We start from the raw sequence: 11,883 nt of genomic DNA, 5'->3' as shown, positions 1-11,883 counted from the left end.
GAAGCCGCCGGTCGCCTCGATCGCCACCAGATCCGGCCCCAGCGCCTGCAGGCGCGCCACCAGATCGCTCAGGCCGGCGCCGTCGCGGGCGACCGCGAACGCCTGACCCTGCGGCAGGACATGCACGTCCAGCCGCGCCTTGCACACGTCGATCCCGACACACACCGGTCCCATCCCGCCCCACCCTTGCGCAACCGGGCTCTTGCGGCCCGAGCGACTGTCCGGGGTCGTGGAAGGAACGGGCAGGCTCCCAAGCTGAGGTGCGGGCTTCAAAGCCCTAGGATGAGCCGGGGTCCTACCCGTCGCCGCGGATCCGACCTTACCAGATCGGACGTCGACTGACTTACAAGGATGAGGGAGGGGGCGGGAGAAGCGGATTGGAGAAGCGGACTCCGGCGCAAGCCTCCTATATGGCAGCGCCGGACCCGCTTCGGAGAGAGCCTGGATGATCGCACCGGCACGCGCGCTGCTCCTCGGGCTTCTCGTCACCCTCGGAGGCCCCGGGGCGCGGGCCGCGTCGGGGCCGGCCGTGGAGGCCGAGAACGGCATGGTGGTGTCGTCCCAGCGCCTGGCCTCCCAGGTGGGCGCCGACATCCTGAAGGCCGGCGGCAACGCCATCGATGCCGCGGTGGCGGTGGCCTATGCCGAGGCGGTGGTGAACCCGTGCTGCGGCAATATCGGCGGCGGCGGCTTCCTGGTCCTGCACCGGGCCGACGGGACGAGCCGCTTCATCAATTTTCGCGAAAAAGCCCCCGGGGCGGCCAGCCGCGACATGTATCTCGACGGCGACGGCACCGTCGTGAAGGGCGCGAGCCTGCGCGGCTGGAAGGCGGCGGGCGTGCCCGGCACCGTGCTCGGCCTGAACACCGCGCTGGCGGAATACGGCACCCTGCCGCTGGCCCGGGTGATGGCCCCGGCGGTGGCGCTGGCCCGGGACGGCTTCGTGCTCACCCGGGGCGACACCGACATCCTGGATTTCGGGCAGAAGCTGTTCGCCGGGCAGGCCAACGTCGCCCGCGTCTTCCTGCGCCCGGACGGCAGCTCCTGGCGTCCCGGCGACCGGATGGTCCAGGCCGGCCTCGCCCGCACCCTCCAGGCCATCGCCGAGGGCGGTTCGGACGTCTTCTACAAGGGCGAGATCCCCCGCCAGGTCGAGGCGGCGTCCCGGGCGGGAGGCGGCCTGCTGACGGCGGCCGACTTCGCCGCCTACACGGTCACCGAATCCGAGCCGCTGAGCTGCCGCTACCGGGGCGCCACCATCCTGTCGGCGCCCCCGCCCTCGTCCGGCGGCACGACGTTGTGCGAGATCCTCACCATCCTCGACGGCTACGACCTGCGGGCGGCGGGGTTCAATTCCGCCCGGACCGTGCACCTGATGGTCGAGGCGATGCGGCGCGCCTATGCCGATCGCAACATCCTGCTGGGCGACCCGGATTTCGGGCCCAACCCGGTGGCGCAGCTGCTGTCGCGGGCTTACGCTGAACAACTCCGGGCCACGATCCGGCCGGACCGGGCGACCTCGTCGGCGGAGATCCGCCCAGCCCCCGAAAACCTCCCGCAGGAGAAGCCCGAGACCACCCACATCTCGGTGATGGACAAGGCCGGCAACGCGGTCTCGCTCACCTACACGATCAACGGCTATTTCGGCGCCGGGGTGATGGCCGGCGAGACCGGGTTCTTCCTCAACGACGAGATGGACGATTTCACGGTCAAGCCCGGGGTGCCGAACCTGTTCGGCCTGGTCCAGGGCGCCCGGAACGCGATCGCGCCGGGCAAGCGGCCGCTCTCGTCGATGGCGCCGACCATCGTGCTGCGCGACGGCAAGGTCGCCCTGGTGGCGGGCTCGCCGGGGGGCTCGCGGATCATCACGATCAATGCCCAGACGCTGAGCAACATGCTGGATTTCGGCATGGAGCCGCAGGAGGCGGTGGACGCCCCGCGCATCCATCACCAGTGGCTGCCCGACACGGTCTATGCCGAGCCCTTCGCGCTCTCGGCGGATACGCAGGCCATCCTGCGGGGCATGGGCCACACGATCGTCGAGCAGAAACCCTGGGGCGCGCAGGAGCTGATCGCGGTCCGCGCGGCCGTGCCGGATGCCGCCGACGTGGCCACCTCGGGGAACGACGCGACCCGCACGGAGCGGATGCGCCCGGGCCTGCTCTACGGCGCCAACGACAACCGCCGTCCGGCCGGCGCCGCGATCGGCGAGTAACGGGTTCCCAAAGGGCAAGCCCTTTGGCGGGGTTCAGGGGCAGAGCCCCTAAGACACCGGGACCTCAGCCCTGTTCCGCGGCTTCCCGGGCGACTTCGCGGAAGCCGATATCCCGGCGGCAGAAACCCTCGGGCCAGTCGATCCGGGCCACCGCCGCGTAGGCGCGGTCCTGGACGTGGGTGACGCTGTCGCCCAGCGCCGTGACCGCCAGCACCCGGCCGCCATCGGCGAGCAGCTGCCCGCCCTCGGCCCGAGTGCCGGCCTGGAACACGAACACGCCCTCGCCCTCGGCCGCCTCGACGCCTCTTATCACCGAGCCCCGGACTACGGCGCCCGGATAGCCGGCCGCCGCCATCACCACGGTGAGGGCGGCCCGGTGCGCGTCGAATTCCAGCGTCACCCCGGAGAGGTCGCCCTCGCTGGCCGAGAGCAGAGCGGGCACGAGGTCGGAGGCGAGGCGGGGCATCAGAACCTGCGCCTCGGGATCGCCGAAGCGTGTGTTGTACTCGATCAGCTTGGGGCCGTCGGCGGTGAGCATCAGGCCGGCGTAGAGGATGCCGGTGAAGGGGCAGCCCCGCGCCCGCATCCCGGCCAGCGTCGGCATGATGATCTCGGCCATGACCCGGGCCTCGATCTCCGGGGTCACCACCCGGGCCGGGGAATAGGCGCCCATGCCGCCGGTGTTGGGGCCGCGGTCGCCGTCGAAGACCCGCTTGTGATCCTGCGCGGTGCCGAGCGGGATGGCGCGGGTGCCGTCGCATAACGCGAAGAAACTCGCCTCCTCGCCGAAGAGACATTCCTCGACCACCACCTCGGCGCCGGTCTCTTCGAAGAGCGACGCCAGGGCGTCTTCGGCTTGGTCCAGGGTCTCGGCGACGGTGACGCCCTTGCCGGCGGCGAGGCCGTCGGCCTTCACGACGATCGGGGCGCCCTGCTGGCGGACATAGGCGAGGGCGGGCTCCAGGGCGGTGAAGCGCGCGAAGGCGGCGGTGGGGATGCCGCAGGCGGCGCAGAGATCCTTGGTGAAGCCCTTGGAGCCTTCGAGCCGGGCTGCGTCGCGGGTCGGCCCGAAGGTGCGGATCCCGGCGATCTTCAGGTCGTCGACCAGCCCGGCCACCAGCGGCGCCTCGGGGCCCACCACCACGAGGCCGATGGATTCGGCGGCGCAGAAGGCCGCCACCGCGGCGTGGTCGGTGACCTTGAGGTCCGGCAGGTTGGTGCCGTGCCGGGCGGTGCCGGGATTGCCCGGCGCCGTGAACAGGCGGGTACAGAGCGGGCTCTTGGCCAGACGCCAGGCCAGCGCGTGCTCGCGCCCCCCCGAGCCGATCAGCAGAATGTTCATGCGCGCGCCACCATGGGCCCAGCTTCTGGGCCAAGCGTGCGGACGGGAAAAGGTTTTTTTCGGGCTGTCCCCGCTATGCCGGGATTTCAGCCCACGCATCGTCCGGTTCCGAAAGCCGGCAACCACCTTTCGGGACGATGCGCCGTCGGTCAGCAGCCGATGCAGACGCTCGTGTTCAGCCCGCCCCGGGGCGCCCGCACGATCCCGTGCCGGCCGACCCGGCGGCCGCCATGGACGCCGTAATACGGCGCGTAGGGCTGGAACTGGACGTTGCGCTGAAACTGCTGGTTCAGCGTGTTGTAGTCGGTGACCCGCTGCTGGTTGAGGGTGCGGATCTGGCTCTGCAGGGCGAACGAGGCATTGGCCGCGTTCGGGTCGTTCGGCTGCACCTGCGCCCAAGCGGCGCCCGCCGGGAGGGCGAGCGCCAGGACGAGGAACGCGCGGGCGAGGGCGCGCATGGGTCGCTCCGTGATCAAGTCTGAATACTATTTATCACTATCGACGCATCCAAGCTCGATCAGGTTCCTAGCGTTATGGTGACGCGCTCGCTGACGCCGAACCGGCATCCACTTCGTCGGCGAGCGCTTCGGCCGCGTCAACCCGGCACGACCGGCGTCTTGGTCTGCGACAGGGCGTCGACCTGCTTGGGATCCAGCCCGGTATGGGCCTGCACCAGGGGATGCGGGGTCAGCGCCAGCCATTGGTTGAGCGAGATGTCGGCGTAGCGCGGGCTCTTGAACATCTCCAGGAAGGTCAGCGTCGTGTCGCCGGTATTCTCGATGTAGTGGCCCATGGCGTAGGGCACGTAGCCGACGTCCCCGGCCTGGTAGTCGAAGGTGCGGGCCTTCGATTCCGAGCCGAACACCGTCATCCGGCCCTTGCCCGAGAGATAGTACTGCCACTCATCGCCGTTGGGGTGCCAGTGCAGTTCGCGCATCCCCCCGGGCTCGACCTCGACCAAAGCCGCCGCGATCGTCGCCGAGGCCGGGAACACCGTGGAATCGGTGATCCGCACGCGCCCGCTCTTGGTTCGGATCGGCTCCTGCGCCAGCATCCGGTGGCTGAAGGTTTTCGGGATCTGGCCGGCGCCGCCCATCTTGTCGGCCGCGAGCGGGCCGGGCGTCGGCCCGGGGAAGATGTAGAGTTCCTTCTCGGGGATCTTGGCCAAGGCGCTCTCGGGCACCCCGAGGTTCTTGGCCAGGATGTCCCGCGGCGTATGCGCCAGCCAGTCGGTCAGCAGGAAGGTCGAATCCTCCGAGAAGCCGCCATCGTCGAACACCAGCAGGAACTCGCAGCCGTCGACCCCGTCGGCGGAAAGCCCCTGGATCGAGTGCGGGATGCCGCCCGGGAAGTACCAGAGGTCGCCCTCGCCGACATCGTCCGCGAAGGTGCGCCCGTCCTGGTCGACCGCGGTGATCCGGGCCTTGCCCTTGATCATGTAGGACCACTCGGCTTCCTTGTGCCAGTGCATCTCGCGGACCACGCCGGCCTTGAGCCGCATGTTGACCCCAGCCATGGCCTTGGAGATCGGCAGCTCGCGCACCGTGGTCTGGCGCGCCCAGCCGCCCTCTTCCAGGCGCATGTGGCTGTCGCTGAACGACCATTTCAGGTTCGGCATCGTGCCGTGGTCGGTGGCCGGCGGGGCCTGGGTGAACGGCTCCTCGGCGGCCCGGGGGTCGTTGGTCGGGCCCAGGATGTCCGCACCCTTGGAGCCGCGCTGGGGCAGGAGGGGCGAGGGGGCGGCGGTCTGCGCCAGGGCGGGGGATGCCATCATCGCACCGCCGGCGGCGGCGATCATGGAACGCCTGGAAATCTCGGTCATCGCGTCTCGGTCTGTTGAGCATGCGCCATCGAAGCGGAGCGTGTTCCGGCATCGGCGCGCGCAGGGGAACAGAGGCGGAAATCCAGCCCCGTCGCGGGGGTAACCGGCCGGGTTACCGGAGGATCCAGCACATGATCGTGCGCTGCGGCATCTCGCCCGGACCTCGGGCGTGGTCTATGAATTGAATACACGTTGGGATGCGTCTCGGCCGGCCGCAGGGCGGGTCGCCGGCGTGACGCAGGATGCGCAGCGCGACCCGAGGACCAGGATGGCGGACCGGGACAGTTCAGCGGCGGGCGAGGCCGGCGGCCCCGCGCGAAGCGGCCGCCTGTGGATCGGCCTTCTGGCGCTGGCGGGCCTCGGCCTCGTGGGCTACCGCCACTGGCCGGACCCGTCCCGGGCGGCGAGCCCGCCGTTGCAGGCGGCCCCGAAACCCCAGACCGTGCGGGTCGCCAAGGCCCAGCGGGCCTCCGACACGCTCAGCCTGACCCAGACCGGCACCACCCAGGCCTTCGACACGGCGAGCCTCTATCCCCGGGCCACCGGCTACATCGTCGAGCGCAAGGTCGATATCGGCTCGCATGTGAAGAAGGGCGACCTGCTGTTCCGGATCAGCGCCCCGGACCTCGATCAGCAGCTGGTCCAGGCGCAGTCGCAGATCCTGCAATTGCAGGCGGCGCTGATCCAGGCGCGCGCGATGGTCGACCAGGCCGAGGCCAACCGCCACCTCGCGGACGTGACCAACCGGCGGACCTCGACGCTGGCCGGCACCGGGGCCGAGACCCGGCAGAACGCCGACACCTCGCAGGCCGGGGTGCTGGCCCAGACCGCGAATGTCGATGCGGTCAAGGCGGCCGTGAAGGTCGCCGAGGCCAACATCGCCGCCCAGGAGGCGCAGGTCGCCCGGCTCAAGGTCCTGACGGGGTTCGAGGAGATCCGCGCGCCCTTCGACGGGGTCGTGACCACCCGCAACAACGATGTCGGCGACGCGGTCACGGCGGACACCAATACCGGCCTGCCGCTCCTGACCCTGGCCCGGGACGACGTGCTGCGCATGGCCGTGAACGTGCCGCTCTACGCGGCCGACGGCGTCCGCGACGGTCTGGAGGCCAAGGCCGAGGTGGCGCAGCTTCCCGGCAAGGTCTTTCCCGGCCGGGTCTCGCGCTCGTCGTCCACGCTGCTCTATGCCTCGCGCACCCTGGTGACGCAGGTCGACATCCCCAACCCGGACGGCACCCTGCAGGCCGGCCTCTACATCACCCTGACGCTGGCGATCCCGCGGGTCGCCCATGCCGTGTCGGTGCCGAACGACGCCCTGATCTTCGACCAGGCCGGGACCCGGGTGGCGGTGGTGGAGGCGGCCCAGGACGGCAGCCTGGTGGCGCGGATGCGCCCGGTCACGATCTTCCGCCAGACCGGGACGGTGCTGGAGCTGCGCACGGGCCTGAGCGGCGGCGAGCAGGTCGTGGTCGGGCCCCCGGCCTCGCTGCGCGACGGCGATCCGGTTGCATTGCGGCCCGAGGGCAAGGCCGGCACGTGAGAGGCGGCCGTCATGACGTCATGACGCCGACGCCCGGGTTTCCTGCACCGTAAGCTGAGCGAGGATCGCCTCCAACGCTGCCCGGCTCCGCTTCAGGCTGTCGATGCGGTCATCGACGCGCCCGATCTGGCGGCGCACCGTCATCCGCAATGCGTCGCACGGCTCGAACGCCCCGCGCGCCTCCAGCGCGCAGGGGAGGAAGTCGCGGATGACCGGCAGCGTCATGCCGGCGGCCCGGAGCAGGGTGATCCGGATGACGGCCTCCTCGTCGTCCAGACCGTAATCCCGGTAGCCGGAGGCCGTCCGGCTCGGCGTCAGGAGGCCGTGCGCCTCGTAGAAGCGCAGCATGCGGATGCTGACCCCCGATTTTCGTGACAGCTCGCCGATCCGCATCGCCCTTGACCCTGACAGCGCTGTCACGGTCTATGGCCGGGGCTCGCCGACGTGAAGCACGCGGGAGCAAGCCCATGCACGAGACCCCCCAATTCCACACGCTGATCGATGATCGGATCGCGGAGGCGTCCGACCTGGCCCCGCTCGCATGCGCGGGCTTTGCCCATTTCACCGCCCTGCAGGTGCGGGACGGCCGGGTCCGGGGCTTCGACCTGCATCTGGACCGCCTCCGTTCCGCCTCCCTGGCCTTGTTCGGCCGGGTGCGGCCGGACGAGAGCGTGCGGCGCTCGATCCGCGATGCCGTCGCGCGGGGGCCGGCGGCGATGTCGCTAACCGCCACCCTGTTCTCGCGCCGTGGCGAGTTCACGCCCACCGGCGCCCCCTCTGATCCGAGCCTCCTGATCCGGACCGGGCCGGCCTCGGACGGGCCCGCTGGCCCCCTGCGGCTGGCCGCCGTCGAACACGAGCGCTGGCGTCCCGGGATCAAGCATGTCGGCGAATCCGCAAAAACCTACTTCCTCCGCCAGGCCGTGACGCAGGGCTATGACGACGCGCTCTTCGTCGACCGCACAGGCCGGATCAGCGAGGCGACGATCTGGAACCTGGCCTTCTGGGACGGCGAGGCCGTGATCTGGCCGGAGGCGGACCTGCTGCCCGGCATCACGATGGGCATCCTGCGGCGCCAGCTCTCCGGGCTGGGGATCGTCCAGCGCAGCGCCCCGGTTCGGCTGGACGCGCTGGGGTCTCTGACCGGCTGCGTCGTGATGAACTCCTGGACGCCCGCCGTCGCGGTGAGCACGATCGAGGCGACGACGTTCCCGCAATCGGACGCGCTCGTCACCCTGCTGCAGCGCGCCTACCGTGCCGAGGCCCTGCTTCCGATCTGAGCGCGGCAGCCGCGATGCACCGCACAGCCTGGGGCCAGCTACAGCGAAGATAAGCCGCGCGAATCGAGGCGCCGCGCGCGTATTCCGCTGGGCATCGCGCCGAGATACATAAGAATTTTTCGGATCTAAGAGTAGGCATAGTCGCGATGGCGGTCAAACTTCTGGGATTTCTGACTGCTATATTCGGATTATCCCTGATCGGCTTCGGATACAAGCTTGCGGCGGTCGGTGGATCGCCGTTCTACGCGGTGATCGGCCTCGGCCTGCTCGCCGCCGGGATCCAGCTCGCCCGGCGCCGCCAGAGCGGGTTCTGGCTCTACGCCCTCACTCTCGTGGCCGCCTTCGGCTGGACGATCCAGGAGGTCGGGTCCGACAAGTGGCAATGGATCCCGCGCGGGACGCTGATCCTGTTCCTCGGCCTGCTGCTGGGCCTGCCCTTCGTGCCGGCCGGTCTGCGGGACGCGCCGGAAAGCCCCTGGGCGCCGAGCCTGCGGAACGGGCCGCTGGCGCTCCGCGCCGTCGTGGCGCTGCTGGCGATCCTGGGCGTCGCGGCGTGGTTCGTCGATCCGGTGGAGACGAAGGGCAGCCTGCCGAAGGTCGCGCAGGCCGGGAACGCGGCGGTCGATCCGAGCGGCGTCGCCTATCCGGCGGACGACTGGGTCGCGTATGGCGGCACCAATCTCGGCCAGCGCTACTCGGCGCTGAAGGACATCGACACCGGCAACGTCCGCGGCCTCAAGGTGGCCTGGGAGCACCATACCGGCGACCTGCGCGAGGGCGACAGCACGGATTCGAAGGAATACACCTTCGAGGCGACGCCCATTAAGGTGAACGGGCTGCTGTATCTCTGCACCCCGCACAGCATCGTCCAGGCGCTGGAGCCCGAGACCGGCAAGCTGGCCTGGGCCTTCGACCCCAAGATGAAGCGGGACGCCCAGTACCAGCACCAGACCTGCCGCGGCGTGTCCTACAACGACTCGACCGGCTTCGTGCCGCCGGCCGAGACCGATCCGGCCATCGCCCAGGCGGTCGCGGCGGCGGTGGCCGAATGCCCGCGCCGGATCATCGCGGCCTCCGTGGAGGCCAAGCTCTACGCCCTGAACGCCGATACCGGCGCCCCGTGCAGGAGTTTCGGCACCGACGGCGTGGTCGATCTGAAGGCGCAGATGCCCGGCCTGCAGCGGGCGACCTACCAGCAGACCTCGGCGCCGCTGGTGACCCGGGACCTCGTGATCCTCGGCAGCGCCATCGCCGACAATTACTACGAGACCAACCCGTCGGGGGCGATCCGCGCCTACGACGTGCGCACCGGCGCGATCGTGTGGAAGTTCGACGCCGGCAAGCCCGACGACACCGCGCCGCTCAAGGCCGGCGAACTCTACGAGCCGAACTCGGCGGTGGCCTGGACCCAGCTCGCGGCCGACGAGGGGCTGGGCCAGGTCTACGTGCCGTTCGGCAACCGGTCGCCCGACCAGGTCGGCGTGTCGCGCTCCAAGGAGGACGAGGCCTTCATCGACGCCCTGGCCGCCCTCGACCTGAAGACCGGCCGGCTGATCTGGAAGTTCCAGACCGCGGCGCACGACCTCTGGGACCGGGACAACCCGTCCCAGCCGGTGCTGCTGACCCTGCCGCACAAGGGCGCCGACGTGCCGGCGATCCTGATCCCGACCAAGATCGGCAACGTCTGGGTCCTGGATCGCCGCACCGGCGACCCGATCGTGCCGGTGGAGCCGGTGAAGGTCTCCACCGAGACCGACATCCCGGGCGAGGCGCTCTCGCCCACCCAGCCGATGTCGGCGCTCCGCTTCACCCCGGCGCCGCTCACCGAGGCCGCCATGTGGGGCACGACGCCGTTCGACCAGATCCAGTGCCGGATCACGTTCCGGTCGAACCGCTACGACGGCAACCCGTTCACGCCGCCGCAGGCCTCGGGGGGCTCGATCGTGTGGCCGGGTAATATCGGGGTGTTCAACTGGGGCTCCGTGGCCGTCGATCCGGTCAACCATTGGATGATCGCGACGCCGCAATACCTGCCCTACATCTACCAGCTGTACCGGCGCCCGGCGGACGCGCTGAACAAGCGCCTGTTCTCCACCGACCCGGACTCGAAGCCCGGCAACGAGAATCTCGGCGGCCCCTACGCGGTGTCGATCGCCCATATGCGCTCGGCGCTCGGCGTGCCCTGCAACGCGCCACCCTGGGGCGTGCGGGTCGGGGTGAACCTCGCGGACGGCACCACCGTGTGGAAGCACCGCAACGGCACCGTCGCCGGGCAGAAGGTCGCCGGCCTCGCCGTGCCGATCCCATTCGAGATGGGCATGCTGGCCCATGGCGGCACCCTGACCACGGCCGGCGGGGTCGCCTTCGCGGGCGCCACCCTGGACGACCTGATCCGCGGCTACGACATGCAGACCGGCGAGACCCTCTGGTCCATGAAGCTGCCCGCGGGCGGCCAGGCGACGCCGATGACCTACCGGGGCAAGGACGGCAAGCAATACGTGGTCATCGCCGCCGGCGGCCACGGCTCGCTGGGCACCACGCCGGGCGACTCGGTCATCGCCTACCGGCTCGACTGAGCGGAGATTCCAAAGGGCTCAGCCCTTTGGCGGGGTATCGGGGCGGAGCCCCGATGATGCAGGGCGCTGCCCTGCACCCGCACACGGTCACAGACCGTGTGAATCCGACAGCTTCGCCCGCGCATCCGTGCGGGCGAGACGGGCCAGCAGGTACTCGATTTCGGCCTTGGCCTGCGGGGTGAGCGCCTGCGACGGCTTGCGCTGGGCGTCGGACGAAAAAATCCCCCGGCGCTGGAACACGTATTTGCGCACCGCGAGCCCCAGCGGACCCTGCTGCTGCTCGTAGCGCAGATAGGGGAGGTGGGCGTCGAACAGGTCGTGGGCGGCGTCGCGCTCCCCCGCCCGGCCGAGGCGGACCACGTCGACCAGCATCTCCGGGAAGGCGTAGCCGGTATTGGCCCCGTCGGCGCCGCGCTCGGTCTCGAAATCCAGGAACAGGCCGCCGTTGCCGACCAGGATGCTGATGTGGCGCATCGAGCCGTCGGCCTCGAAGCCCCGCAGGGTCGAGATTTTTTCCAGCCCCGGCCAGTCCTCGTGCTTGAGCATCACGCAGGACGGGTTCTCGGACACGATCCGGCGGATCACGCCGGGCGTCATCTGGACCGAGAAGGTGAGGGGGTAGTCCTGGAGGACGAAGGGCACGTCCGGCCCGATCGCCTCGGCGGCGTTGCGGTAATAGCCGACCACCTGGTCGTCGGTGCGCAGGGTGTTGGGCGGCGCGATCATCACGCCGGCCGCGCCCATCGCCATCACCTCGCGGGCGAGCGCCCGCATGGCCGCGAAACCCGGCGCCGTGACGCCGACGATCACCGGCAGCCGGGTGCGCCCGAGGACCTGCTTCGCGACGGCGAGCCCTTCGTCATGGTCGAGCTTGCCGGCCTCGCCGAGCTGGCCGAGGATGGTCAGGCCATCGACGCCCGCGGCCCCGAAGAAATCGGTCATCCGGTCGAGGGAGACCGCGTCGATCCGGCCGTCCGGGTGGAACGGCGTCGGGGCGATGGGCACGACGCCGCGGAGATCGCTGGTGAGGGGCATGCCGGTCCTGTCCTCCGTCGCGCGGCCAGGGGGTGGGCCGCGCGGGCGGGGATCATAGGGCATCCCTCCGAAA

The 11,883-nt window shown here is 70.4% G+C and carries 9 protein-coding genes and 1 pseudogene; 4 read left to right on the top strand and 6 right to left on the bottom strand.

The window, feature by feature from the left end:
• Positions 1-174, bottom strand: a pseudogene (locus tag BM228_RS35540) (IS110 family transposase); the annotation flags it as partial.
• Positions 175-445: 271 nt separating this feature from the next.
• On the opposite strand from BM228_RS35540, the gene ggt reads away from it, so the two are divergent.
• Positions 446-2,215, top strand: coding sequence for a gamma-glutamyltransferase (gene ggt / locus BM228_RS25580; protein WP_092044999.1), 1,770 nt, complete (start codon positions 446-448; stop codon positions 2,213-2,215).
• A 64-nt stretch (positions 2,216-2,279) separates the two neighbouring features.
• On the opposite strand, the gene purD is transcribed toward ggt, so the two are convergent.
• The 3 genes from purD to BM228_RS25565 form a co-directional block, all read right to left on the bottom strand.
• A complete protein-coding gene (gene purD / locus BM228_RS25575; RefSeq protein WP_092044997.1) occupies positions 2,280-3,557 on the bottom strand; it encodes a phosphoribosylamine--glycine ligase in 1,278 nt (425 codons plus the stop codon).
• A 149-nt stretch (positions 3,558-3,706) separates the two neighbouring features.
• The gene (locus BM228_RS25570; RefSeq protein WP_092044995.1) at positions 3,707-4,015 is read right to left on the bottom strand and encodes a hypothetical protein; all 309 of its coding nucleotides are present in this window, start codon (positions 4,013-4,015) and stop codon (positions 3,707-3,709) included.
• 137 nt (positions 4,016-4,152) lie between these two features.
• Positions 4,153-5,379: an oxalate decarboxylase family bicupin gene (locus BM228_RS25565; protein WP_092044994.1), complete on the bottom strand. Its 1,227-nt coding sequence runs from the start codon at positions 5,377-5,379 to the stop codon at positions 4,153-4,155.
• Positions 5,380-5,647: 268 nt separating this feature from the next.
• Here BM228_RS25565 and BM228_RS25560 point away from each other — a divergent pair, with 268 nt between their 5' ends.
• The gene (locus tag BM228_RS25560; RefSeq protein WP_092044992.1) at positions 5,648-6,919 is read left to right on the top strand and encodes an efflux RND transporter periplasmic adaptor subunit; all 1,272 of its coding nucleotides are present in this window, start codon (positions 5,648-5,650) and stop codon (positions 6,917-6,919) included.
• An 18-nt stretch (positions 6,920-6,937) separates the two neighbouring features.
• On the opposite strand, the gene BM228_RS25555 is transcribed toward BM228_RS25560, so the two are convergent.
• Positions 6,938-7,312 carry a MerR family transcriptional regulator gene (locus BM228_RS25555; RefSeq protein ID WP_092044990.1) on the bottom strand — a complete coding sequence of 125 codons (375 nt, stop codon included), beginning with the start codon at positions 7,310-7,312 and terminating at the stop codon, positions 6,938-6,940.
• Between the two features lie 74 nt (positions 7,313-7,386).
• Here BM228_RS25555 and BM228_RS25550 point away from each other — a divergent pair, with 74 nt between their 5' ends.
• On the top strand, positions 7,387-8,199 hold the full coding sequence (locus BM228_RS25550) for an aminotransferase class IV family protein (protein WP_092044989.1): 813 nt from the start codon (positions 7,387-7,389) through the stop codon (positions 8,197-8,199).
• Positions 8,200-8,345: 146 nt separating this feature from the next.
• On the top strand, positions 8,346-10,775 hold the full coding sequence (locus BM228_RS25545) for a membrane-bound PQQ-dependent dehydrogenase, glucose/quinate/shikimate family (protein ID WP_092044987.1): 2,430 nt from the start codon (positions 8,346-8,348) through the stop codon (positions 10,773-10,775).
• A gap of 87 nt (positions 10,776-10,862) precedes the next feature.
• Here BM228_RS25545 and BM228_RS25540 read toward each other — a convergent pair whose 3' ends face one another.
• Positions 10,863-11,810 carry a dihydrodipicolinate synthase family protein gene (locus BM228_RS25540; protein WP_092044985.1) on the bottom strand — a complete coding sequence of 316 codons (948 nt, stop codon included), beginning with the start codon at positions 11,808-11,810 and terminating at the stop codon, positions 10,863-10,865.
• Positions 11,811-11,883: the final 73 nt, after the last annotated feature.

This window comes from Methylobacterium pseudosasicola (assembly GCF_900114535.1).
Classification (GTDB): domain Bacteria; phylum Pseudomonadota; class Alphaproteobacteria; order Rhizobiales; family Beijerinckiaceae; genus Methylobacterium; species Methylobacterium pseudosasicola.
Note: the sequence above shows the minus strand (reverse complement) of the source record. Positions and strands in the feature narration are given on the sequence as shown.